At 66.5% G+C, this 24,658-nt stretch carries 14 protein-coding genes; 4 read left to right on the top strand and 10 right to left on the bottom strand.

Annotated elements, in window-relative coordinates; genetic code table 11:
• Positions 1-274 precede the first annotated feature (274 nt).
• Complete coding sequence (locus tag DN824_RS14065) at positions 275-1,273, top strand: TRAP transporter substrate-binding protein (RefSeq protein WP_138409053.1); 999 nt, start codon at positions 275-277, stop codon at positions 1,271-1,273.
• 64 nt (positions 1,274-1,337) lie between these two features.
• Here the strand turns inward: DN824_RS14065 and DN824_RS14060 are convergent, their stop codons facing one another.
• The 4 genes from DN824_RS14060 to DN824_RS14045 are packed head-to-tail and all read right to left on the bottom strand — an operon-like array spanning position 1,338 to position 10,273.
• The gene (locus DN824_RS14060) at positions 1,338-2,813 is read right to left on the bottom strand and encodes an efflux transporter outer membrane subunit (RefSeq protein ID WP_174236520.1); all 1,476 of its coding nucleotides are present in this window, start codon (positions 2,811-2,813) and stop codon (positions 1,338-1,340) included.
• A 2-nt stretch (positions 2,814-2,815) separates the two neighbouring features.
• The gene (locus tag DN824_RS14055) at positions 2,816-5,923 is read right to left on the bottom strand and encodes a multidrug efflux RND transporter permease subunit (RefSeq protein WP_138409028.1); all 3,108 of its coding nucleotides are present in this window, start codon (positions 5,921-5,923) and stop codon (positions 2,816-2,818) included.
• A gap of 31 nt (positions 5,924-5,954) precedes the next feature.
• Complete coding sequence (locus tag DN824_RS14050; RefSeq protein ID WP_138409027.1) at positions 5,955-9,035, bottom strand: MdtB/MuxB family multidrug efflux RND transporter permease subunit; 3,081 nt, start codon at positions 9,033-9,035, stop codon at positions 5,955-5,957.
• Positions 9,032-10,273, bottom strand: coding sequence for an MdtA/MuxA family multidrug efflux RND transporter periplasmic adaptor subunit (locus DN824_RS14045; RefSeq protein WP_138409026.1), 1,242 nt, complete (start codon positions 10,271-10,273; stop codon positions 9,032-9,034). The genes DN824_RS14050 and DN824_RS14045 overlap by 4 nt, the downstream gene beginning before the upstream one ends.
• A gap of 263 nt (positions 10,274-10,536) precedes the next feature.
• On the opposite strand from DN824_RS14045, the gene DN824_RS14040 reads away from it, so the two are divergent.
• Positions 10,537-12,003, top strand: a complete 1,467-nt coding sequence (locus DN824_RS14040) for a lipid II flippase MurJ (RefSeq protein WP_138409025.1) — start codon at positions 10,537-10,539, stop codon at positions 12,001-12,003.
• A 410-nt stretch (positions 12,004-12,413) separates the two neighbouring features.
• On the opposite strand, the gene DN824_RS14035 is transcribed toward DN824_RS14040, so the two are convergent.
• The 6 genes from DN824_RS14035 to DN824_RS14010 all read right to left on the bottom strand — a co-directional run bounded on the left by DN824_RS14035 (position 12,414) and on the right by DN824_RS14010 (position 22,194).
• Complete coding sequence (locus tag DN824_RS14035; RefSeq protein WP_138409024.1) at positions 12,414-13,583, bottom strand: NAD(P)-dependent oxidoreductase; 1,170 nt, start codon at positions 13,581-13,583, stop codon at positions 12,414-12,416.
• Positions 13,584-13,895: 312 nt separating this feature from the next.
• Positions 13,896-14,396 carry a thiol peroxidase gene (gene tpx, locus DN824_RS14030; protein WP_138409023.1) on the bottom strand — a complete coding sequence of 167 codons (501 nt, stop codon included), beginning with the start codon at positions 14,394-14,396 and terminating at the stop codon, positions 13,896-13,898.
• Positions 14,397-14,471: 75 nt separating this feature from the next.
• Positions 14,472-15,815: an alanine/glycine:cation symporter family protein gene (locus tag DN824_RS14025; RefSeq protein ID WP_138409022.1), complete on the bottom strand. Its 1,344-nt coding sequence runs from the start codon at positions 15,813-15,815 to the stop codon at positions 14,472-14,474.
• A gap of 192 nt (positions 15,816-16,007) precedes the next feature.
• The gene (locus DN824_RS14020) at positions 16,008-19,691 is read right to left on the bottom strand and encodes a translocation/assembly module TamB domain-containing protein (RefSeq protein WP_138409021.1); all 3,684 of its coding nucleotides are present in this window, start codon (positions 19,689-19,691) and stop codon (positions 16,008-16,010) included.
• Positions 19,688-21,415 (bottom strand): autotransporter assembly complex protein TamA, encoded by a 1,728-nt coding sequence (locus DN824_RS14015; RefSeq protein ID WP_138409020.1) that lies wholly within the window; start codon positions 21,413-21,415, stop codon positions 19,688-19,690. Before DN824_RS14015 ends, DN824_RS14020 begins: the two co-directional genes overlap by 4 nt.
• A gap of 140 nt (positions 21,416-21,555) precedes the next feature.
• The gene (locus DN824_RS14010) at positions 21,556-22,194 is read right to left on the bottom strand and encodes a GNAT family N-acetyltransferase (RefSeq protein WP_138409019.1); all 639 of its coding nucleotides are present in this window, start codon (positions 22,192-22,194) and stop codon (positions 21,556-21,558) included.
• Positions 22,195-22,351: 157 nt separating this feature from the next.
• Here DN824_RS14010 and xthA point away from each other — a divergent pair, with 157 nt between their 5' ends.
• Together xthA and DN824_RS14000 are read left to right on the top strand one after the other, a co-directional pair.
• A complete protein-coding gene (gene xthA / locus DN824_RS14005) occupies positions 22,352-23,164 on the top strand; it encodes an exodeoxyribonuclease III (RefSeq protein ID WP_138409018.1) in 813 nt (270 codons plus the stop codon).
• Positions 23,165-23,259: 95 nt separating this feature from the next.
• Positions 23,260-24,633: a phosphate ABC transporter substrate-binding/OmpA family protein gene (locus tag DN824_RS14000; protein ID WP_138409017.1), complete on the top strand. Its 1,374-nt coding sequence runs from the start codon at positions 23,260-23,262 to the stop codon at positions 24,631-24,633.
• Positions 24,634-24,658: the final 25 nt, after the last annotated feature.

Below are 24,658 nucleotides of genomic sequence, written 5' to 3'. Positions count from 1 at the left end.
GCATCACCGGCGCCCTCGACCAACGCACGACGGAGGACCGCATGGCCGACCAACCAACCAGTAGCCAGTCGAAGCACACCCTGCCCTAAGCGGCGAGCATGCGATTATTCACAACAAAAATGTGACCCACTTCAGCTCTCTGTTGGCGCAGGCTTTTTATGGCGCGGCATCTTTGGCATAAGCCTTGGCTGATCGCCTCGCCGCGTGCGCAATCGGCAAAGACCGGTACGCACGCACGCCAACAACCGCACAACATAAGACCGAGTCCTTCATGATCAAGCCGATCATCACTCTCGCCAGCGTCGTTCTGGCGCTGGCCAGCGTCACCGCCCAGGCCGCCGACCCCATCGTCATCAAGTTCTCCCACGTCGTCACCGAAGATACCCCCAAGGGTAGCGGCGCGGCGCTGTTCAAACGCCTGGTGGAAGAGCGGCTTCCCGGTCAGGTCGTTGTCGAGGTCTACCCCAACTCCACGCTGCTGCGCGATGCCGACGAACTCGAGGCGCTGCGCAGGAACGAGGTGCAGCTGCTCGCACCTTCGCTCGCCAATTTCCAGAAATACACCAAGCAGCTGCAGGTATTCGACCTGCCGTTCCTGTTCGACGATCAGGACTCGGTCGATCGCTTCCAGAAGCGCGCCAAGGGCAAGCAACTGCTGCGCTCGATGGAGTCCAGCGGCATCATCGGCCTGGCCTTCTGGCACAACGGCCTGAAGCAGCTGTCCGCGACCCGTCCGCTGCGCCGCCCGAACGATGCCGCCGGCCTGACCTTCCGCATCCAGCAGTCGAGCGTGATCGAAGCCCAGTTCGCCCAGATCGGCGCTACCAGCCGCATGCTGCCCTTCTCGGAAGTCTACGGTGCGCTGCAGAGCGGCACCGTCAAGGGCGCCGAGAACCCCTGGTCGAACATCTACAGCAAGAAGCTGCATACCCTTCAGCCCTACATCACCGAGTCCAACCACGGCGTGCTGGACTACATGCTGGTGAGCAACTCGGCGTTCTGGTTCAGCCTGCCGCATTCGATCCGCGTCGTACTCGAAGGGATCGTGGATGAAGTCACCTATAGCGTGAACCAGCAGGCCGAGGCCCTGAACAAGGCCGAGCGCGACCGCGTTCGCCAGTCCGGCACCTCGGAAATCATCACCCTCACCGCCGAAGAGCGCGAAGCCTGGCGTAACGCGATGCGTCCGGTATGGAAGCAGTTCGAAGCCGAGATCGGCGCGGACATCGTCAAGGCCGCCGAAACGGTCAACCGCAAGCAGCAAGGCCACTAAGCGCCGCGCAGCAAGGCATAAAAAAACCAGGCTCCGGCCTGGTTTTTTCATGCCTGGTGGATGGCTATTCGGTGCTCGCGCCCGGCGCGTCGGATTGCAGTGCGCTGCTCTGCCAGCCGCCGCCGAGCGCGGCGATCAGTTGCACGCTGGCAGTGAGGCGGCTGCCCAGCAGGCTGAGGTTGGTGCGCTCGTTGCTCAACGCGTTGGATTGCACCGTGGCGACGCTGATGAAGTCCACCGTACCGGCACGGTACTGGTTTTCGATCAGCCGCAGCGACTCCTGGGCCGCCTCCAGTGCCTCACGCTGTACCACCGCCTCTTCCTCCAGCACGCGCAGCTGGACGAGGTAGTCCTCGACCTCGCGGAAGCCCTGCAGCACCGTTTCCCGGTAGTTGGCGACCGTCTGGTCGTACGCCGCCTCGGCGCGTTCCAGCTCGGCGCGGCGACTGCCGAAGTCGAGCAAGGTGACCGCCAGTTGCGGGCCCAGCGACCAGAAACGGTTGGGCACGCTGAACAGATCGCTGAAGCTGCTGTTGCGATAGCCGCCGCTGGCCGACAGGGTCAGGTCCGGATACCAGGCTGCCTGGGTAACACCGATCTGCGCGTTGGCGGCGATCACCTGGCGCTCCGCCGAAGCGATGTCCGGCCGCCGTTCGAGCAGCTCGCTCGGCAAGGCAAGCGGGACGTGCGGCAACGACGGGATGCGGTCGCTCACGGCGATGCCGAGTTCGGACGGCGCAACGCCGACCAGCACGGCGATCGCGTGCTCGAGCTGCGCACGCTGCCACTTCAGGTCGATCGCCTGGGCCTGGGTGCTCTTGAGTTGAGTCATCGCCTGGGCGACGTCCGAACGCGGAACGATGCCGGCGTTGTACTGGTTCTGGGTCAGGCGCAGCGAGCGTTCGAAGGACGCCACGGTCTGGTCGAGCAGGCGCTGCTGTTCATCGAGCACCCGCAGCTGCAGGTAGGTCTGCACCAGCTCGGCCTGCAGGCTCAGCTTGACCGCCGCAAGGTCGGCGGCGCTGGCCTCGGCATTGGCCCGGTTGGCCTCCAGGTTGCGCCGCAGGCGGCCCCAGATATCCAGTTCCCAGGAGGCGCTCACTCCCGCCTCGTAGTTGTCGCGACGGCTGCTGCCCTGGTCGAACTGCGAGCTGCTGCTCCCGCTTCCCTGGCTGGAGCGGGTGACACCGCCACTCGCGCCGACCAGCGGGAACAGCTGCGAACGGGCACCGCGCACCAGTGCGCGGGCCTGGCGGTACTGCGCTTCGGCCGCGGCCAGACTCTGGTTGGAGACGTTCAGGCGCTCGACCAGCGCGTCGAGCTCGGGATCGCCATACAGCTGCCACCAGGCGCCGCGCTGCAAGGCGTCGGCGGGCGCTGCGGCCTTCCAGCCCGAGGCTTGCTTGAATTCAGCCGGCGCGGGCAACGTCGGGCGCTGGTAGTCGGGGCCCAGGGTGCAGCCACCAAGGGACAGCGCCAGCACGGCGACGGCAAGGGGACGCATCGCCGGGATAGGACGATCCGGGTTGGAACGGGTCATGCTCATAACGGGTTATCCAGAGCGGCGTCGGTACGGATACCACGCCAGCGATTGAACCGATGACGCAGGCGGTCGAAATACAGATAGACCACCGGCGTGGTGTAAAGCGTCAGCACCTGGCTCAGCAACAGCCCGCCGATGATCGACAGGCCCAGGGGCTGGCGCATCTCCGAGCCCTCGGCGCCGCCGAGCAGCAACGGCAGCGCACCGAGAATCGCCGCCAGGGTGGTCATCAGGATGGGCCGGAAACGCAACAGGCAAGCCCGGCGAATGGATTCCTCCGGCGCCAGCTTGTCGTAGCGCTCGAACTGCAGGGCCAGGTCCACCATCAGGATGGCGTTCTTCTTCACCACGCCGATCAGCAGGAACAGGCCGAGCAGCGAGATCAGGCTGAACTGCTGGCCGGTCAGGAGGATCGCCAGCAGCGCGCCGACGCCGGCCGAAGGCAGGGTGGACAGGATCGTCAACGGATGGATGTAGCTCTCGTAGAGAATGCCGAGCACGATGTACACCAGCAGCAGCGCGCCGAGGATCATCAGCGGCTGGCTGTCCTGGGTCGACTGGAACGCGCTGCCCGTGCCGCCGAGGCGGCCCTGCACCTCCGACGGAAGGCCGATGGCCGCGACGGCGCGCTCGATCGCGACGGTGGCCTGATCCAGGCTGACACCGGGCGCCAGGTCGAAGTCGATGTTCTCCGCGGCGAACTGCCCGTCGTGGCTGACCCGGTCGTTCTCCAGGCTGCGCTCGTAGCGGGCGAAGGCCGACAGCGGCACCCGTCGGCCGTCGCTGGTGATGACATGGACCTGTTCGAGTACCTCGGGGTACTGGGCGTATCTGGGGTCGATCTCCATCACCACCCGGTACTGGTTGAGGCTCTCGTAGATGGTGGAGATCTGCCGCTGGCTGAAGGCGTTGTTGAGCAGCGTGGTGACGGTCGCCATGTCCACGCCCAGGCGCCGCGCGGCATCCCGATCGACCTTCAGGCTGATCTGCTGGGCGCCCCGCCCTTCGTTGGCGTCGATGCTGGTCAGCTCCGGCAGCTCGCGCAGCGCCTGGTTGACCTGCGGCAGCCAGGTGCGCAGCTGCTCCAGGTCGCCGCTGAGCAGCGTGTAGGAATACTCGGAGCTGCGCTGACGCCCACCGCCACCGAACTGCAGGTCCTGGTCGGCCATCAGGAACATCCGCGCCCCCGGCACCGTCGGCTGTTGCGCGCGGATGCGCTCGATCACCTTCTGCGCCGAAATGCCGCGCTCGGACAGGGGCTTGAGGCGCACGATCATGAAGGCGTTGTTGATGCCGCCCTGCCCCCCGACGAAGCCGGCCACGCTTTCGACAGCGGGATCGGCCAGCACCGCCTTGCGGAAGATCTCCATCTTGGGCTGCATCACCTGGAACGACATGCCGTCGTCACCGCGAATGAAGCCGGTGATCTGGCCGGTGTCCTGCTGCGGCAGGAAGGTCTTGGGCACCATGACGTAGAGCACGACGTTCAGCACGATGGTCGCAAGCAGGCTGATCAGGGTGATCAGGCGGTGACGCAGCGCCCAGCTCAGCGAGCGGTCGTAGTAGCCCAGCAGCCACTGGTGCGCCTGATGGCTCCAGCGGTGCAGGCGCCCCTCTTCTTCCTGCCGGTGCGGTTTGAGCCAGCGCGCGCAGAGCATCGGCGTCAGGGTCAGCGAGACCAGCAGCGAAACCAGGATGGCCGCGGCGAGCGTGATGGAAAATTCGCGGAACAGCCGCTCGACGATGCCGCCCATGAACAGGATCGAGACGAACACCACGACCAGCGACAGGTTCATCGACAGCAACGTGAACCCGACCTCGCGGGTGCCGACATAGGCCGCCTTCAAGGGTGGCATGCCCTCGTCGATGTGCCGGGCGATGTTCTCCAGCACCACGATGGCATCGTCCACCACCAGCCCGGCCGCCAGGATCAGCGCCATCAGCGAGAGCACGTTGAGGGAAAAGCCGAACAGGTACATCACGGCGAAGGTGCCGACCAGCGAGACCGGCACGGCCAGCGCGGGAATCAGTGCGCTGCGCAGGCGCCCGAGGAACAGGAACACCAGCAGGATGACCAGCGCGATGGCGATCAGCAGGGTGCGCTCGGCCTCGTGCAGGGTGGCGCGGATCACCGGTGTGCGGTCCATCGCGACGTCCAGGTTGACGCTGCCGGGCAGGATCGCCTGCAGGGCCGGGAGTTCGGCGCGAATCCCCTCGATGGTCTCGATGATGTTGGCGCCGGCCTGGCGGTTGATCACCAGCAGCACGGCCTGTTCGTTATTGAAGAAGCCGGCGTTGTAACGGTCCTCGACCGCGTCCTGCACCTTGGCCACGTCGCCCAGCCGCAGGCTCGCGCCATCCTGATAGCGGATGATCAGCGGCACGTAGTCGGCGGCCTTGCGCAGCTGGTCGCTGGCACGGATCTGCCAGTGCTGCGTGTCGTCCTCGACCATGCCCTTGGGCCGCCGCACGTTCGCCTCGGCGATGGTGCGGCGCACCTCGTCCAGGGACACGCCGTACTGCTCCAGCTGCTGCGGCTGCAATTCGACGCGCACCGCCGGCAACGAACTGCCACCGACCTGAACCTCGCCGACCCCGACCACCTGGGAAAGCTTCTGCGCCATGATGGTCGAGGCGATGTCGTAGAGCTGCCCCTTGTCGAGCACCTCGGAGGTCAGCGACAGCACCATGATCGGCGCCTGGGACGGGTTGATCTTGCGGTAGGTGGGCATGCTGCGCATGCCGCTGGGCAACAGGTTGCGCGACGCATTGATGGCCGCCTGCACGTCCCGCGCCGCGCCGTTGATGTCGCGCCCCAGGTCGAACTGGATGGTGATGCGCGTCGAGCCCTGGCTGCTGCGGCTGCTCATTTGGTCGACGCCCGCGATCGTGCCCAGGGCGCGTTCGAGAGGCGTTGCCACGCTGGACGCCATGATTTCCGGGCTGGCGCCGGGCAGGCTGGCCTGCACCGTGATCACCGGGAAATCCATGTTCGGCAGTGGCGAGACCGGCAGCAGGCCGAAGCTGACGCCGCCCAGCAACAGGATCGCCAGGCTCAGCAGCATGGTCGCCACCGGGCGTGCGATGAAAGGAGCGGAAAGGTTCATGGCTTGCCGCTTGCCGCCTGGCATCCGCACGTCATGCCTGCACCTCCAGGTTGCCGTCCTCGTTGCGCCGCAAGCGCTGCCCGAGGCGATCGAAGAACAGGTAGATCACCGGCGTGGTGAACAGCGTCAGCACCTGGCTCACCAGCAGCCCGCCCACCAGCACCAGACCCAGCGGCTGACGCAACTCGGCGCCCGAGCCGGAGGCGAGCATCAGCGGGATCGCGCCGAACAGCGCCGCCAGCGTCGTCATCAGGATCGGCCTGAAGCGCAACAGCGCGGCACGGTAGATCGCCTGCTCGGGCGTCATGCCCTGGTGACGTTCGGCCTCGAGGGCGAAGTCGATCATCATGATCGCGTTCTTCTTGACGATGCCGATCAGCAGGATGATCCCGATGATCGCGATCAGGCCCAGGTCGTTGCCGCTGATCAGCAGCGCCAGCAATGCGCCGACCGCGGCCGAGGGCAGCGTCGAGAGGATGGTGATCGGATGGATGTAGCTCTCGTAGAGCACCCCCAGCACGATGTACATCGTCACCACCGCCGCCAGGATCAGCAGCAGCGTGCTCGACAGCGACGCACGGAAGGCCTCTGCCGCGCCCTGGAAGCGCGTCTGGATACCGCCGGGCATGCCGATTTCCTGCTCGACCTGTTCGATGATCTCGACCGCATGCCCCAGCGAAACCCTCGGCGCCAGGTTGAACGACAGCGTGACCGCCGGAAACTGGCCGATGTGATTGATCAGCAAGGGCGCGGAGCGCTGCTCGATCCGCGCCAGGCTCGACAGGCGTACCGGCGTGCCGCCCTCGCTGTCGACGAACAGCTGCTCCAGCGCCCGCGCGCCGAGCTGGCCGCCCGCCTCGGCCTCCAGCACCACGCGGTACTGGCTGGCCTGGGTGAAGATGGTCGAGATCTGCCGCTGGCCATAGGCGTCATAGAGCGCATCGGTGATCGCCGAGATGCTGATGCCCAGTCGCGCCGCCGCGTCGCGGTCGATGTCCAGGTAGACCTGCAAGCCGCTGCTCTGCAGGTCGCTGGCCACGTCGGTCAGCTCCGGACGCTCGCGCAGCGCCTCGACCAGGCGCGGCGTCCACTCCTCGAGCAGCGCCGAATCGGGCGACTCGAGGCTGAACTGGAACTGCGTGCGGCTGATGCGATCCTCGATGGAGAGGTCCTGGACCGGCTGCAGATAGAGCTGGATACCCGGCAGCTCGGCCAATTGCGGGCGCAGGCGTTCGATCACCTGGCTGGCCGTCTCGGTGCGCTCGCCGTGGGGCAGCAGGTTGATCAGCATCCGGCCGCTGTTGAGCGTCACGTTGTCGCCGTCGACACCTATATAAGAAGACAGGCTGGTCACCGCCGGGTCGGCGAGGATGATCCTGGCCAGCTCCTGCTGACGCTCGCTCATGGCGCGGAATGAAATCGACTGCGGTGCCTCGCTGATGCCCTGGATCACACCGGTGTCCTGCACCGGGAAGAAGCCCTTGGGCACGATCAGATAGAGGAGCACCGTGAGGCCCAGGGTCGCGACGGCGACCAGCAGGGTCAGGGTCTGATGCCGCAGCACCCAGGTGAGCCATCGCGAATAGCCACCGATCAGCCGTTCGACCCAGTCGGGCTTGCTGTGCTCGTCGCTTTCGCGCTTGAGCAGCTTGGCGCACATCATCGGCGTCAGCGTGAGCGACACCACCAGCGAAATCAGGATCGCCACCGCCAGGGTGATGGCGAACTCGCGGAACAGCCGCCCGACCACGTCCTGCATGAACAGCAGCGGAATCAGCACGGCGATCAGCGAGAAGGTCAGCGAGATCAGCGTGAAGCTGATCTGCCGCGCGCCCTTGAGCGCCGCCTGCAGCGGTGTCTCGCCCTCCTCCAGGTGCCGGGCGATGTTCTCCAGCATGACGATGGCGTCGTCCACCACGAAACCCGTGGCGATGGTCAGAGCCATCAGGGTGAGGTTGTTCAGCGAGAACCCGCACAGGTACATCACCGCGAACGTGCCGACCAGCGACAGGGGCACCGCGATGGACGGAATGATGGTCGCCGACAGGCGCTTGAGGAACACGAACGTCACCATCACCACCAGCGCGGTGGCCAGCAGCAGCTCGTGCTGCACGTCGCGCACCGAGGCGCGGATGGTCTGGGTGCGGTCGGTGAGCACGACGACGTCGAGGCCGGCCGGCATGCTCTTGGCCACTTCGGGCAGCAGCGCCTGGATTCGCTCGACCACGTCGATGACGTTGGCGCCGGGCTGGCGCTGGATGTTCACCAGCACCGCACGGCTTTCGTTGGCCCAGGCCGCGAGACGCTCGTTCTCGGCGCCATCGACGATGGTGGCGACGTCCTTCAGGCGCAGCGTGGCACCGTCCTGATAGGCCAGGATGAGTTCGCCGTACTCCTCGGGCGAGCGCAGCTGATCGTTGGCGTCGAGCATCGACACCCGGGTCGGGCCGTCGAAGTTGCCCTTGGGCTGGTTGACGTTGGCACTGGTGATCAGCGATCGCACGTCGGCCATCGACAGGCCGTACGCGGCAAGCGCCTCGGGGTTGGCGCGGATGCGCACCGCCGGGCGCTGACCACCGGCCAGGGTGACCATGCCGACGCCGTTGATCTGCGCCAGGCGCTGGGCCATGCGCGTATCGACCAGATCGTGAAGGGCCGGCAGCGACAGGCTCTCGGAGGTGATCGCGAGGGTCAGCACCGGCGTGTCGGCCGGGTTGACCTTGTTGTACACCGGCGGGGCCGGAAGGTCGTTGGGCAGCAGGTTGGAGCCGGCGTTGATCGCGGCCTGGACTTCCTGCTCGGCGACGTCGAGCGGAACGTCCAGGGAAAAGCGCAGGGTGATGACCGAGGCGCCACCGGAGCTGGTCGAGGACATCTGCTGCAGCCCGGGCATCTGCCCGAACTGACGTTCCAGCGGCGCCGTCACCGCACTGGTCATCACCTCGGGACTGGCGCCCGGATAGAGCGTCATCACCCGGATGGTCGGGTAGTCCACCTGCGGCAGGGCCGCGACCGGCAGCAGCCGGTAGGCGATCAGGCCGGCCAGCAGGATCGCGATCATGCTGAGAGTGGTCGCGACCGGCCGCAGGATGAACAACCGCGAGATGTTCATTGCTCGCGGCGCTCCGCTTCCTCACCGCCCAGTACCGGGCGTTCGGCGGCGCCCTCGGCCATCCGCCGACTGCCGACCACCTCGACGCGGTTGCCGTCGCGCAGGCGGTCGGTGCCTTCCATGACGATGCGCTCGCCGGGCTGCAGGCCCTCGGTGATCACCGTGGTCTCGCCGTCGCTGGGGCCGGTCTTGATCAGGCGCAGCTCCACCTTGTCTTCCTCGCCGACGACATAGACGAAGGTGCCGCGATTGCCGAACTGCAACGCAGCCGAAGGCGCCAGCACGACGTTCTCGAGGGTTTGCACGTGCAGGCGCACGTTGACGAACTGGTTGGGGATGAGCAGCTCCTGCTCGTTGTCGAACTGCGCCTTCAGCCGCAGGGTGCCGGTGGTCGCGTCGATCTGGTTGTCGACGCTGTGCAGCACGCCGCTGCCGAGCTGGGTCGTCTCGCCACGGTCCCAGGCCTCGACGGCCAGCGGGTTGCCGTCGCGAAAACGAGACAGCACGGGCGTGAGGTTGCCTTCGGGCAGGGTGAAGGTGATGGCCGTCGGCTGGGTCTGGGTGATGACCACCAGGGGGGTGGCGTCGTTGGCGGCGACCAGGTTGCCCTGGTCCAGCTGACGCAGCCCGAGGCGGCCGTCGATCGGCGCGCGAATCCGCGTGAATTCCAGGTTCAGCTTCGCTTCGTTGACGGCCGCCTGGTTGGCCGCCAGGGTGCCTTCGTACTGGTTGTAGAGCGCCTGCTGGGTATCGAGGGTCTGCTTGGCGATGCTGTCCTCGGCGTAGAGGCCGCGATAGCGGTCCAGGTCGACCCGGGCATTCTGGAGCAGCGCCCGGTTCTGCCGCAGGGTGCCTTCGGCCTGCTGCAGGGCGACTTCATAGCTGCGCGGATCGATGATGGCGAGCACGTCGCCGGCCTTGACCCGCTGGCCTTCCTCGAAGCGAACCTCCTTCAGTTCCCCGGCGACGCGGCTGCGCACGTTCACGGTATTGAGCGGCGTGACAGAGCCCAATGCCTTGTAGAACACCTGGAATTCGCCTGATTCGACCCGCGCCACGCGCACCGGCGTCGGCCCGGCGGCACCGAAGGCCGGACGGGCACCTGCCGCCCGTTGGGGCGTGGTTTCGGGAGCCTTGGGCCAGAACCACCAGACCAGCAGCGCGACGGCTGCAACGACGAGCAGAACGACCAGCCAGCGACGGCCTGACCGCGAAGAAGAAGGATGTGCCTCGGACATGAACTCGGATCGCTTTGAAAGGAGCGTGAACCATAAGCAGTGACAGCCCCGGAGCAAAGGGGCTTTACGGCATTTTTACGTAACGGCGCGCATCGTCGGCGGCCTTTGGCTTAGCGGTAAAAGGCTGGAACCAAGCAGAAGCGGCAAAGTCTATCTAGCGTTCGGCGACGAGGGCCAGGCTTCTGCGCACCCGCCGCCCAGCAGGAGCAGCTTGGCATAGGCGCCTGCACTCGCGCTATCGTGCCGTCAAAAGGGATCAAGGAATGAACGCATCGATCATCATACTGGCGCTGACCGTCGCCAGTTTTCTGCTGGCTTTTCTGCGTGATCTGTTCATCGCCAAGACGTTCGGGTTGAGCTGGGAGGCCGACCTCATTTTCGTCGCCCTGATCCTTCCGGTGTTCTTCGAGAACTTCCTCGGTCTCGCCCTGCGCGACACCATGATTCCGTACCTGCAGAAGCTGCGCAGCCAGTCCGAGGAACTGTTCATCAACGTCAGCCGCTGGCTCTACTGGCGCGTGCTGATCATGGGCGTACTGACCAGCGTGATCGCGATCCTCGGCAGCTACTGGCTGATGAAGTTTCTCGCGCCCGGCTGGACACCCGAGCAGATCGAAGCCGGACGCCTGGTGTTCTGCGTCGGCACCCTGCTGATCGCGGTCCAGGCCGCGCTCTATTGCCAGGGCGCCCTGCTCAACCTCGACCGCATCTTCGTGCTGCCGGTGGTCCGGCCGGTGCTGCTCAATGCCGGCGCGATCATCGGCATCCTGCTGTTCGAACCCACCGGCATGGTGATCTTCATCGGCATGCTGCTGCCACAGCTGGCGCTGATCCTGGTCCAGCATCGGCGAATCGGTTACCTCAACGGGCCGGCGAAGATCGAGGGCAAGGGGCGCAGCACGGATTTCGGCCTGGCGTTCGCGCCCATCCTGCTGGCCGCCGGTGCGCAGCAGGCCTGCATCCTCGCCGAGCGGATGTTCGCCTCCTTCCTCGACGAAGGCAGCATCTCGATGCTGTCCTTCGCGTTTCGCATCGTCACCATCCCGCTGACGCTCTATGCGCTGTCGGTGCTGGCGGTGCTGTTCCCGCAGTTCGCCGAAAGCTGGAACAACGAGGACCATGACGCCTATGCCGCGGCGATCCGCAAGGGGCTGCTGGCGACCCTTCTGTTCCTGGTTCCGGCCTCGGTGGTGCTCTGCTCCTTCCCGGAAACCGTCGTGCAGGTGCTGCTCGAGCGAGGCGAATTCGGCGTCGCGCAGACCGAGGCCACCGCTTCGCTGGTGGTGGCCTACGGCTTCGGCCTGCCGGCCATGGGATTGGCGCTGCTCTGGGGACGCGCCCTGCTCGCCCAGCACCGCTCACGGCTGTTCCTCGGGCTGACGCTGATCAGCTCCGGCACCACCATCGGCCTCGATGCCCTGCTCTATCGCCCACTCGGCCCGGACGGCCTGGCCATGGCCTTCTCGATCGGCGCAGTACTGCAGGCGGTGCTGATGGGTTTCTTCGTCTACCGCTCATCGCCGGCCGGACTTGGCCTTTCGGTACTGGCACGCTGGATCGCCACCGCCGTGGCGATCGTCACGGCCCTGCGCTACCTGCCCCAGCCGGTCGGTTTCTACGAGCTGGTCGGCTATATCTGCCTGGTCCTGGTGAGCTTCGTGGTGGGTGTCGTCGTACTGGGCGAACGCGATCTGTTCAGGCTCAGCTACTGGTCGCCGAAGCGCGCCTGATCCCAGGTCAATCTCTGCTGGCGGGTCTCCACCGCCAGCTTTCCCGCCCCTTCGACTCGCGTGCGCTGCCCGCCCGGCAGACGCTTCACCCTTCTTCGAAGATCACCCGACGCTGCGCGTCCCGCCTGCAAAACGCTGCCCTTAAACGCTCCGTCGTCTACACCGTCGAGGTCGTTCAGCTGCGCCCGCCCCGGGTTGTAGGACGGGTGAAACCCGCGCGGTCATACCCACCGAAAACTGCCTTTACCGGCGGCTTCTATTTTTGCGGTTATGCCCGAACGGAACGTGCTTGCCGCACAGACCTGTCGGGACGTTCAGCCGCGCCGGGTGGCCACCGCGCCACGACCGCCCCAGAATCGCGGGCATAAAAAAACCGCTGCGGCCGCAGCGGTTTTTGGGTCTGGCTGATGTCAGCCCAGCGCGAGCTTCAGGTTGCCGACGTTCGGCCAGGTCTGCACTTCGGTCGGGTTGAGCAGTTGCTGACGCTCTTGCAGGACGATGTCCAGCGCACGGCTCGGCAGGATGTCCACGTCGTCGAAGGTGATCATCTGTCCCGGCTCGACCGGGCGGATCAGCGCCGTCTTGCGCAACAGGCCGATCGGCACGTGGTTCGGGTTGTTGGCGATCTTCACCGCCTCACCGCGGAACTGGAAACCACCGATGCCGCGCTCGATCAGTTCGCCGGGCTTCATCGCACGCTTGGCGACGGCGCCGACACTCAAGGTCGGTGCGGTGGAGTTGTTCAGCAGCACGCCACCGCCGGCCAGCACGCGGCGAACGGTCTTGCCCACCTCCAGCGAGCACAGGTGATACGGGCGGACCAGTACGTAGTACGGGCCCTGGCCGAGCTTGAAGTACTCGATAGCCGGGGCTTGGTCCTCGTCGTGACGGCACACCAGGAACACGCCGCCGGCGGGATAGCCGCTGGGAATCACGTAATCGACGATCGGCTGATCCAACCGCTCGGCCATCATGCCCAGCACGCTGGCGCTGTCGTTGAGGTTGGTCGAGGCCAGCCCTTCGAGACCCTGGCGGGTGATCGTCGCGCCGAAGCCGTTACCGACGACGACCTGCTCGATCTGCACCTTGGTGCCGTCGGTGAAGGACGTGGTCTGATCGATGCTGATGCCCTGCCGACGCGACCAGTACGCCATGTCCTCGGGCGTCGGGTCGAGGTTCAGGTACCCCTTCATGTTGCCGTAGACGAGCGGTTTGAAGCCCATCTGTACCGCGTCTTCGTGCAACGCCGCGAGCGAGCCGGGCTGATCGCCCTCGGCCTCGGTGAGCAACCCCTTGCCGGCCAGGTAGGAGCCGGTGGTCACCTGCAATTCGGCATTGACCGTGACCACCGGCAGCCCCGCCTGGAAGGCGCGCTCGATGACATCGGTACCGTGGAAGACGTCTCCGCTGCACTCGACGATGATGTCGGAATTGTCGATCAGTTCATCGATTGAATTGGTGAGTACGCCATCGAGCGGAAAGTCGGAAAGGGTTGTGAGTTGACGGCGCGTGAGGACTCGGGTGATTTGAAGGTCTTTGTAGTGCTGTTTGACCAGGCGGACGAAGCAGTGAGCGATCATCCCCGTACCAGATACGCCGACCCTTTTGACTTGCGAGGAAGTAGACATAGAAGCGAATCCGTTCAAATGGGCATCAAAAAATAGGACCACCGACTTCGAAAAAGATTTTGCGGTTTCTTCGAAATTTCTGGCCCTTCGCCATTAAATGTCACTCAGATGTGACAGGCAGCGCTCAATTACGGCTTCCAGCTGCCTTGTTGAGCGTAGTTCTGAACGGAGGGGCATCGCGTTGCACCGACCAACGGCGCGACAAATGGATATCGGGAGGGAATGTGCCGAACGAGCGGCGCGTCGCGACGCGCCGCCTGCGGCTTACTTGAGCGCGGCGATCGCCGCGTCGTAGTTCGGCTCGCTGCCGATCTCGGGTACCAGCTCGCTATGCAGCACGTTGTCCTGCTCGTCGAGCACGACCACGGCACGTGCCGCCGCGCCGACCAGCGGACCGCTGGCGATGGCCACCCCGTAGTCGGTCATGAACTCGCGACCGCGCATGGTCGACAGGTTCACCACGTTCTCCAGGCCTTCGGCGCCACAGAAGCGCGCCTGGGCGAACGGCAGGTCGGCCGAGATGCAGAGCACGACGGTGTTGTCCAGCGAGCTCGCCTGGGCGTTGAACTTGCGCACCGAGGTGGCGCAGGTCGGCGTATCGATGCTCGGGAAGATGTTCAGCACCTTGCGCTTGCCGGCGAAGGACGACAGCTCGACGTCGGCCAGGCCGGCGCCGACCAGGCGGAACGCCTTGGCCTTCTGGCCCGGCTGGGGGAAATCGCCGACGACCTGGATCGGGTTGCCACGGTGGGTAATTTCAGTCATGTCCGACTCCTCATTGAGTACCTTTGAAAGGGTCGCGCGGCGAGCCGCGCGACCATTGAATGCAACGGCGCCGCCTCAGGTGCGGGCGAAATAGTCCCGAGTCAGCTTCACCACCACCGGGCTCAGCAACAGCAGCGACAACAGGTTGGGGATGGCCATCAGGCCGTTGAGCGTATCGGCCAGCAGCCAGGCGAAGTCCAGCTGCGCCACGGCGCCGAAGGGCACCGCCAGCACCCAGATGATGCGGAACGGCAGGATCGACTTGGTGCCGACCAGGTATTCCCAGCACTTCTCGCCGAAATAGCTCCAGCCGAGGATGGTGGTGAAAGCGAACACCACCAGTGCGATGGTCAGAATCGCCCCGCCCATGCCGGGCATCGCCGACTCGAACGCCGCGGCCGACAGCGCCGCCCCGCTCTGCCCGCTGGTCCAGACGCCCGAGCAGATGATCGCGAGACCGGTCATGGTGCAGACGATCAGGGTGTCGATGAACGTCCCGAGCATGCCGATCATGCCCGAACGCACAGGGCTGCTGGTGGTGCCGGCGGCCTGCGCGATACCGGCCGTGCCCAGACCCGCTTCGTTGGAGAAGATGCCGCGGGCGACACCGAAACGGATCGCCGCGATCACCGCCGCACCGGCAAAGCCGCCGGTCGCCGCAGCCGGGCTGAAGGCGTGGGTGAAGATCAGCGCGAAGGCATCCGGAATGGCCGAGGCGTTGACCACCAGCACCACCGCCGCCGCGATCAGATAGGCCACGCACATGAACGGCACCAGGGAGGCGGCCACCTTGCCGATGCGCCGGATACCGCCGAGGATCACCAGGCCGACCACGATCATGGTCACCAGGCCGGTCGCCCAGAGCGGCACCGAGAAGGTGGTTTCCAGGGCATGGGCCATGCTGTTGACCTGCACCATGTTACCGATGCCGAAGCCTGCGAAACCGCCGAAGATGGCGAAGGCGCTACCGAGCCACAGCCACTTCTTGCCGAGCCCGTTCTTGATCGCGTACATCGGGCCGCCGACGTGCTCGCCGCGGTCGTCCTTCTCCCGGTAGTGAACCGCCAGCACCACTTCGCAGTACTTGGTGGCCATGCCGACCAGCGCGGTGCACCACATCCAGAACAGCGCGCCGGGGCCGCCGAGGAAGATCGCAGTGGCCACGCCGGCGATGTTGCCAGTACCCACGGTGGCTGCCAGGCAGGTCATCAGCGCCTGGAACGGGCTGATTTCACCGGTGGTGGCGTCGCCCTTGGCGCGCCCGCGCCACATGAGTGCGAAACCGGTGCCGATGCGGGTCAGCGGCATGAACTTGAGCATCACCATCAGCACCAGACCGGTGCCCAGGATCAGGACCAGCATCGGTGGCCCCCAGACGAGTCCGTTGACGCTGTTGACCAGGTTTTCCAGGGATTCCATTTCAAGGCTCCTTCTTATTTTTGAAAGCACGTTGTGCGCGCCCAGTGGATATGCCGTTGCGAACGGCCGGGGATCCTGCCGTCGCCTGCGCAGCAGTGCCGCGCTAGAGGTGCTGTAACGCCTCTACGGAAGATTGCCGCGCGATGCTACCACCACTTTTCCCGGCCCGGGCGGGCGATACGTCCGGCAGTTTCAGAAATCGCGCCGGTAGAAGATATCCAGCGAACTGGCCAGCCCGCTGGCCGCCTCGAGAAACAGCCGGCGCGTCAGCTCGTAGCGCAGCGCGAAGGTGTTGGCCGGCTCGAACACGCCCACCCCGTAGCGCAGCGACAGGCGCTCGGTCAACCGACCGCTGGCGACCACACTGGTAGCCGCACCGCTGCCCTCGGTATCGAGCTGGAAGTCCTGGATGCCGAGGCGCTGGGCCACGCCGCCGGTGAGCGACGAACTGCCCGCGAGGCCCAGGCCCAGGGCCGCCTGGGCAAGCAGGTTGCTGTCCCCGGTGTCGGCGCCGAGGGCGCGCCCCAGGACAAGGTAAGACAAGGCCTGTTCCTGACTCATCGCCGGCTCGGAGAAGACCTCGGTACGCGGCTGCTCGGCGCTGCCGGTGATGCGCAGCCCGGCGATGACGTTGTCGGCATCGATCCGGCGAATCGCCTCGATGTTGAGGAACGGCTGGGACACCGGCCCGGTGAACAGCAGCTGCGCGCGGCGGATGATCAGGCGCTGGCCGTAGGCGCTGTAGCGCCCGTTGCGCAGGTTGAGTTCGCCGCGCGCGTCCATGTTGTCGCCGATGTGCAGGTAGCCGACCAGCTCGGCGGTCAGGCCGAAACCGCTGAAACGCAGCTGGTCCTGGCCGACCTCGACGTTGATGTCCATGGCCAGCTCCATCGGCATGTCGGCCGCCTCGGCTTCTTCGCCGACGATCACCGCGTCCTCCGATACCCTGACCGTCGTCGGCGGCAGCTCGCGCACGGTGATGTCGCCACGCGGCACGTTGACCTGGCCGCTGATGGCGAGCCGACGCTCGTCCATCCGAATCCGCAGGTCGGGCTCCACTTCGAGTTCGGCGAACGGCTCGACGACCACCGGCAGGCGCGTGCCGGCGATCCTCAGGTCCACGTCCAGTTCGTCCATCCAGGACACCGAACCACCCAGTCGACCGCTGCCCTGCTGGCCGCTGCGCCAGTCGCCATCGAGGGTCGCCTGCTGGCCCTCGATCTGCAGGCGCACCTGCAGGCCTTCGAAGCTCATGGGCAGCTCGCTGCCCGAGATTTCCCCGCCGCTGAGCAGCAGCTGGCCGTTAATCCGAGGATCGAGCAGGGTCCCGCCGATCACGCCACTGCCGTTGAGCTGGCCTTCCATGCGTTCGACCTGGGCGATGAACGGGCGTCCCACCGCAAGGTTGAGCCCGCGCAGGCGGAACTCACCGTCCAGCGGCTTGGCGTCGGTGCGCGGGTCCAGGCCGAGCCTCACCTCCAGCTCCCCCAGCTCGCCCCCGTCGAAGCTCAGGCGGCCGTCGACGCGCTGGGGGCTCAGGTCGCTGTTGAGCGTGAGGGTGCTGTAGGGGAAGTCGTGCCAGCGATCCTCTTCGCGCATGCGAAAGGTGCCCGGCCCGGCATCCACGCGGATGTTGCCGCTCGGCCCGGCGCTGGGCAGGTCGAGCGCGATGTCGGCGCTCACCACGCCCTCCCAGGCAAGCTCCGCCGGGAAGTACTCGGCGAGGCTGGCGATCTGGAAGTTGCGCAAGCGGTAACGGATTCGCGGATCGGGCATCAGCCGCTGGTCCTCGGCGCACAGCGTCGCCGGGCCGGACGCCCAGCAATGGCTTCCCAGGTTGATCCGGCCGTTGGCCAGGCGCTCCAGCGTCGCCGACTCCTGCAATCGCCAGTCCTGGCCGGAGGCGTCCAGCCGCGCACGCAGCAGGCGCCCTCGCCAGTCGTCACCGCGCAGACCGCCATCCAGCGCCATCGACAGGTTGGCGGTCGGCCCGGTCAGCTCGAGGTTGCCCTGGTGCTGCGGGCGGGTGCCGTTGGCGGCCACCCTCAAGTCCCCGAGATCGGTCTCGCCCGCCTCGATGCCGCTGGCGACGAGTTCCAGGCTGCCGCGTTCGCCCTCGGCGAGGTTCGCCGTCAGGCGCAACTGGCTCAGGCTGTTGCCTTCGAACTGGACGCCCTGCCCGTCCAGGCTCACCTGCCCCTGGGGTTGCTGCAAGGTTCCGCCGGCGCTCGCGCGGCCCGTGATGCGCCCTTCCAGTCCCGGCCAGAGTTGCGCCAGGCGTGGCAGGTCCAGCGCCAGCTTGCCGCTCAGGGCCTCGCCGGCGAGTCGCCCGTCGCCCTGGATGCGGTTGTCGCCCATGCGCAGATCCAGGCCCGCCAGCGTCCAGGTCTCCCCTTCCCCGCTGGCCTTGAGCTGCAGGCGCGTCGGCTGGCCGCGCAGGCGTCCGTTGACGTCGAGCGCGGCATCGGCCTGCAGCGCGTCGTCGCGCAGCGACCCCCGGCTGGCCAGCGAACCGCCCAGGCGGCCCGGCAGCTCGGCGACCCAATAGGCGGGGTCGATCTGTTCGAGGGCCAGGTCGGCCTTCCACTCGATGTGTTCGGCGAAACCGACGCTCACGCTGCCCGCCGCCCGGCCCTGTCCCGCCTTCAGTTCCAGCTGCGGCAGGTGGATGGCGCCCAGGTCGCCGCTGAACGGGCTGGCCAGGCTGAAATCGCCCGCAGGGCCCGTCAGCGCCGCGGCGAAATTGCCCAAGTAGTTGCCGTCGTCGTAATGCGCCTCGGCAGTCAGCTCGCGCAGGGCCACCGGCGGCTCGTCGATGTCCGGATACAGCCGGCGCCAGGGAAACTCTCGCCAGGCCAGACGGGCATCGGCGGTGATCGCCTCTTCCCAGTCCAGGTTGCCGTTGAGGCGGACCCAGCGGTTGCCCCCGGCGTCCAGCTCGAGGCTGTCGAGCCGCGCACCGGCGAGGTTCACCAGCCCCTCCAGCGCGACGCGCACGTCGCCGCCCTCGCCCGGCAGGCGGCTGGTGGCCAGCAGGCGGTAGCCGTCCTGGAGATTGCCGTCGGCAGTCAGCTCCAGGTCGTCGACGCGCAAGGTTTCGGGCAACTCGGGGCTCGCCTTGAAGCCGGTGGCGGTGAGGCGCACGGTGGCCGGCAGGCGATCGTCCAGGGGCTGGACCTCGCCCTGCAGGCGGCCATCGAGATAACCCTGGCTTTCCACGTCGAGGCGCACCCGCTCGCGCACTTCGCCGTCGACCGCCAGCTTCAGCGCCCAGGGTTGCTCGTCGGGCGATCTCACGGCAGCATCGCCCTGCAACCGCAGCGGCCACTGTCCCGTGGGTTCGAGGCGCCCGGTGGCCTCCAGCGAAAGGTCCTCGCGACGCACCTGCAGCGCATGGATGTCGAGCCCGCCGCCATTCCAGTCCGCCCGCAGCTGCAACGACTGCAGCTGCTCGACGCCGTTCAGGCGCAGCGGCCCGACGTCGATGCGCTCGATGTGCAGGGCCAGCGGCAGATCGATATCGGGCAGCGTCAGGGGCTCGTCCGTCGGCGGCTCGTCGCCGGGCGGAAACTGCAGGTCGACCGCCGCCGCCCGCAGCTCATCCACGCAGAGCGTGCGTTTCAACAGGCATCCGGGGCGCCAGGCCAGCGCCGGCTGGCTGATCTCGACGCGGTTGCCGTCCTGGGTCCAGACCAGCCGCTGCGCCTGCCAGCTGCCCCCCAGCCGCCCGTCGAAGCCTTCCAGCGCCAGGCCCGGGACCTGCGACAGCGCCCAGCGGCTGCCGGCGGCGGTTCCGAGGATCGTCCCCACGGCGAGCACCAGCAGCAGAACGAGTGCCAGCAGCGTCCAGCCAAGGCCTTTGACGATGCGCCTCACAGTTCGGGGCCCATGGAGAAATGCAGCCTCACGCCACCCTCGCTATCGAGCGGATGCGCGAGATCGACGCGGATCGGCCCGACCGGCGAAACCCAGCGCACGCCGACGCCCACGGCGCTTTTCAGGGTGGGGAAATCGAGCGAATTGAATGCGTTGCCCTGGTCGACGAAGGTCGCGATACGCCAGCGTTCGGCCACCGAATACTGGTATTCGGCGCTGACGGCGAACATGTAGCGCCCGCCGATGCGATCGCCGTCGCTGTTGGTCGGCGACAGGGTCTGGTAGTCGTAACCGCGCACGCTCTGGTCGCCGCCGGCGAAGTAGCGCAGCGAGGGCGGGACGGCCTTGTATTCGTCGGTGAGGTTGCCGCCGAACTGCACGCGGCCGAGGAAGCGGTGCCGCCCGCCGAGGGTGGTCAGGCCGCGCAACATCGCGTTGCCGTGGATCAGGTCGGCGTCCGACAGCAGCCCTTCCTTGGCCCCGGCCAGCTCGAACTGCAGCCGGTAGCCCCGGCTCGGGTCGACCCGGCTGTCGCTGCGCAGGTAGCTATAGGAGACGCCCGGCATCAACAGGGTGCTCAGCCCGGAGTCGTCGCCCAGGCGGTATTCCTCGCGCTGCCACTTGACCGAGAGCACCCGCTGCCAGCCGCTGGGCCGCTGGCTGTGCCACTCCGGGCCGACCGTCAGCAGGCGGCTCAGGGTGTCGGTGCCGGAAATCTCTTCATATTGATAGCCGCCGGCCAGGCGCAGCTTGTCGGTCAGCGGCGGGTCGCCCGGAATGTCGTACCAGAGGCCGACATTCTGCCGGGGCGCGGAGAGTTCGGTCTCAGCCCCGTAGCTGTGGCCTTGCGGGTTGACCCAGTGGCGCGTCCAGTTCAGCCGCACGCGCGGTCCGACGTCGGTGGAATAGCCAAGCCCGACACCGAGGGTTCGCGGCCGGCGCGTGGTCAGCTGGACCGCGACCGGAATGCGCTGCGCCTCGCTGTTGGCCGGGTTGGCATCGACCCGCACGCCTTCGAAATAGCCGCTCGACTGCAGCGCGCGGCTCAGTTCCGCGATCAGCTCGGAATCGTAGGGGGTGTCGGGCTCGAAGGTCACCATGCGCGCGAGCAGGTCGTCATCGAACGGCGCATCGCCTTCGAAACGCACGTCGCCGAGCCGGTAACGCGGCCCGCTGACGAACACCAGCTCCACGTCCGCGACATTCTCGGCCGGATCGACGGCAAGCCGTTGCGCGGAGAAGCGTCCGTCGAAGTAACCGTAGCGGGAAGCCTGGTTGAGGAACTGCTGCTTCACCTCCTCGTAGCGCCCGTGGTTGAGCACTTCCCCGGCGACCAGCACGCGGCGCGGCACGGTGAACGAGCGGAATTCCGAAGCAGGACCTTCGAGCCGGAGCGTCACGTGGCGAAGGCGCACCGGCTCGCCACGCTTGACCGTCAGGATCAGCCGGGGATTCTCGCCACCCACCACTTCGCTGGTGATTTCGCTGCGGTAGTAACCCAGCGCCTGAAGCGCCTTCTCGGCCTGCTGCTGGGCGATGCGGCTGTAGCGCAGCAGCTCGCGTTCGTCGCGCTCGCCCAGGCCGCCGATGTAATTCTCGATGTTCTCGCGTACCGCGCGGCTGCCTGGCTGCACCCGGACCTCGAGTTCGGCGGCGATGAGGTTGCCGGCAAAAAGAGACAACGCGCCGAGGGCTGCCAGACGGTTTTTGTTCGATGACCACATGGCCGCGGATGCTAGCACGGCGCTTGCCGCCGAGGCGCGAGGAAGGCTCAAAAGCGGCTGCCGTGTAGAGGACATGATGTACATCTTGAAAGTATCCGGCAGCTTGAGACTGCCGCGCTGGGCGAAAATTCTCGGCGCGCTCAGCCGCTCGCCGCCTGCTGGTGTCCGGGCGAAGGATGGAAGAACAGCTGCTCGACCACCGGCCCGATGGCCACCTCGCCGATCTCCTGGTACCCCTGGCGTTCGTAGAAGCCTCGGTATCGGCTGTTGCCGGTGTCGATCACCAGGCCTTCTGAATTCGGGTCCTCGGCGCACCAGTCATGCAGCGCCTCGAGCAACTGCTCGCCATAGCCGTGCCCCTGGTAATTGGGGTGCACGCCCATCAGTGGCAGCACGTGGAAAGCGCCCGGCGGCAGGCAGGACAGCACCGCGGCGTGGTAATCCAGGTAGCGGCGGGTGCAACGAAACCCGGCCGACAGCAGCATGCGCATGCGCCAGGCCCAGCTTTCGGTGACATCGAGCCTGCGCTGCGGCGGCGCGATCAGCGCGGCGGCCACCAGGCGATCCTCCACCAGCAGCCCCAGGGCCGGCTGCTCTTGGAAGAAATGCTGACGCACCAGCTCGCGCGCCGTGGCCCGTACCCGGTGGTCGTAGCCCGGACGGTCGGCCTCGAACAGGTAGGAAAAGGTCGGCTCGTGCCGATAGGCGTGATACAGCAGCGAGCAGGTTTCCCGGGCATAACCGCTATCGAGCATGCGAATTTCGGCAGTGGTCGGCATGGCAGTTCTCGCATGAGGGTTACAGGGACGGTAGCACCGCCGCAAAGGGCTCGCCACGCGTCCGGACCGACGTCAGCCGAAGCCCGGGGCGGCCCGCCGGGCTCGCCGGCAGCTTCCCGAGCCTCTAGAATCTGCGCTTTTGCGAACCGGACAGCCCATGAAACTCGTTTCGTTCAACATCAACGGCCTGCGCGCTCGCCCCCATCAGCTCGCCGCCTTGATCGACAAGCACCAGCCCGACGTCATCGGCCTTCAGGAAACCAAGGTCTCCGACGAGCAGTTCCCCCAGGCGGAGGTCGAGGCGCTGGGCTACCACGTCCATTACCACGGCCAGAAGGGTCACTACGGCGTCGCCCTGCTCTCGCGCCAGGCGCCGCTGGAAATCCACAAGGGCCTGCCCAACGACGGCGAGGAATCGCAGAAACGCTTCATCTGGGGCCGCTTCGCCGATGCCAACGGCATGCCGGTCACCGTGATGAACGGCTATTTCCCCCAGGGCGAAAGCCGCAGCCACCCCGTCAAGTTCCCGGCCAAGACCAAGTTCTACGCCGACCTGCAGGCCTTCATCGAAGAGCGCTTCACCCCCGACCAGGCCATCGCCGTGATGGGCGACTTCAACATCTCGCCGGAGGATTGCGACATCGGCATCGGCGAGGCGAACGCCAAACGCTGGCTGCGCACGGGCAAGTGCAGCTTCCTGCCCGAAGAGCGCGAATGGCTGTGCAAGCTCAAGGCCTGGGGGCTGGAGGACAGCTTCCGCACGCTCAATGCCGAGGTGAACGACCGCTTCAGCTGGTTCGACTACCGCAGCCGCGGTTTCGAGGATTCGCCCCGTCGCGGCCTGCGGATCGACCTGATCATGACCTCCAGCGGTCTGCGCCCGCGCCTGAAGCACACCGGCGTCGATTACGAGATCCGCGCCATGGACAAACCCTCCGACCATTGTCCGGTCTGGGTCGAGCTGGCCTGACTGAAATGTGACGCCCTTCCGGCAGGCCGCACCCCGTCATCAATCGGTCATCATTCTGACTTATTCTCCCCGCCTTCTTGGGTAGGGAGCTCAGCATGGACATCAGCAGGGATAAGGGTCGTCAGGGTTGGGGCAAGGCATTGCGCAGCCTGTCGCTGGGGCTGCTGGGGCTGTTGCCGCTGGCGGGTCAGGCGCTTGCACAGCAGACCGCTGCGCAGCCGGTACTGCGCATCCAGGGCTCCAACACCGTCGGTGCCAAGCTGGCCCCGATGCTCGTGGCGGAGCTGTTCAAGGCCGAAGGCTTCACCGACGTCGCCATCCGCCCCACCGGGGTCGAGAACGAGCAGCAGGTCAGCGCCAGGGACGCGCAGGGCCAGCCGGTAATCGCCACCGTCGCGGCACACGGTTCGGGCACCGGTTTCGTCGGATTGAAGAATGGCACCACCGATCTGGCGGCCTCCTCGCGGCCGATCAAGGACAGCGAACTGGCTTCGCTGGCCTCCCTCGGTGATCTCAAGAGCATGCAGGCCGAGCAGGTCGTCGCCATCGACGGCCTGGCGATCATCGTGCACCCGTCCAACCCGATGCAGAGCATCTCCTCGGAGCAGCTGGCGCGACTGTTCGCCGGCCAGGTGAAGAACTGGGCGGAGATCGGCGGGGCCGACCTCTCCGTGAGGCTGCACGCACGCGATGACATGTCGGGTACCTACGACACCTTCAAGGAGCTGGTCCTGGCCAGCCACTCGACGTCGCTGCACAGCAGCGCGCTGCGTTACGAATCCAACGACGAACTCTCCGCCGCCGTGGTGGGCGACCCCGGGGCCGTTGGCTTCGTCGGGCTGGCGTCGGTCGGTCGGGCCAAGGCGCTGGCGATCACCGATGGCAATTCGCTGCCGATGTTCCCGGAAACGACGACGGTCGCCACCGAAGACTATCCGCTGTCGCGCCGCCTGTTCTTCTATGCAAATCCCTCCAGCCATTCTGACTGGGTGCGCCGCTTCATCGACTTCGCCCACAGCGATGCCGGCCAGGCGGTCGTGGTGAAGGCCGGCTATATCGCCCAGAACATCCAGGCCGTGACCCAGACACCCTCCCAGAGCATGCCGGCGGCCTATCGGCAGCTGGCCCGCGAAGCCAAGCGGCTGACGGTCAACTTCCGCTTCGACGATGGCAGCGCTCGCCTCGACAACAAGGCCCAGCGCGACATCGATCGGGTCATCGCGTACCTGCGTGAGAACGACCTGCTCCGCCAGCGCGCGGTCCTGGTGGGCTTCGGCGACAGCAACCTGGACCCGTCACGCGCCGCGCTGATCTCTCGACTGCGGGCCATGGCGGTTCGCCGTGAGCTGGTAAAAGGCGGCGTAATATTCAAAGAAATCAGTGGTTTGGGAGACGAACTTCCAGTAGCTTCGAATGATGACGCGAATGGCCGGATTCGCAACCGCCGTGTCGAGATCTGGGTGTACTGAGGCGTCTGCGGGGCATTTCATAACG

This window comes from Stutzerimonas nosocomialis, from assembly GCF_005876855.1.
Taxonomy (GTDB): domain Bacteria; phylum Pseudomonadota; class Gammaproteobacteria; order Pseudomonadales; family Pseudomonadaceae; genus Stutzerimonas; species Stutzerimonas nosocomialis.
The sequence above is the reverse complement of the archived record's forward strand: the minus strand, read 5'-3'. Positions and strand labels throughout refer to the sequence as shown.

Excerpts from the sequence above, each read along its gene's own strand:
- DN824_RS14050 (WP_138409027.1), bottom strand. The coding sequence starts at position 9,035 with ATGAACATCTCGCGGTTGTTCATCCTGCGGCCGGTCGCGACCACTCTC.
- xthA (WP_138409018.1), top strand. The coding sequence starts at position 22,352 with ATGAAACTCGTTTCGTTCAACATCAACGGCCTGCGCGCTCGCCCCCAT.
- DN824_RS14010 (WP_138409019.1), bottom strand. The coding sequence starts at position 22,194 with ATGCCGACCACTGCCGAAATTCGCATGCTCGATAGCGGTTATGCCCGG.
- DN824_RS14045 (WP_138409026.1), bottom strand. The coding sequence starts at position 10,273 with ATGTCCGAGGCACATCCTTCTTCTTCGCGGTCAGGCCGTCGCTGGCTG.
- DN824_RS14015 (WP_138409020.1), bottom strand. The coding sequence starts at position 21,415 with ATGTGGTCATCGAACAAAAACCGTCTGGCAGCCCTCGGCGCGTTGTCT.
- DN824_RS14060 (WP_174236520.1), bottom strand. The coding sequence starts at position 2,813 with ATGACCCGTTCCAACCCGGATCGTCCTATCCCGGCGATGCGTCCCCTT.
- DN824_RS14035 (WP_138409024.1), bottom strand. The coding sequence starts at position 13,583 with ATGATCGCTCACTGCTTCGTCCGCCTGGTCAAACAGCACTACAAAGAC.
- DN824_RS14000 (WP_138409017.1), top strand. The coding sequence starts at position 23,260 with ATGGACATCAGCAGGGATAAGGGTCGTCAGGGTTGGGGCAAGGCATTG.
- DN824_RS14025 (WP_138409022.1), bottom strand. The coding sequence starts at position 15,815 with ATGGAATCCCTGGAAAACCTGGTCAACAGCGTCAACGGACTCGTCTGG.
- DN824_RS14040 (WP_138409025.1), top strand. The coding sequence starts at position 10,537 with ATGAACGCATCGATCATCATACTGGCGCTGACCGTCGCCAGTTTTCTG.
- tpx (WP_138409023.1), bottom strand. The coding sequence starts at position 14,396 with ATGACTGAAATTACCCACCGTGGCAACCCGATCCAGGTCGTCGGCGAT.
- DN824_RS14055 (WP_138409028.1), bottom strand. The coding sequence starts at position 5,923 with ATGAACCTTTCCGCTCCTTTCATCGCACGCCCGGTGGCGACCATGCTG.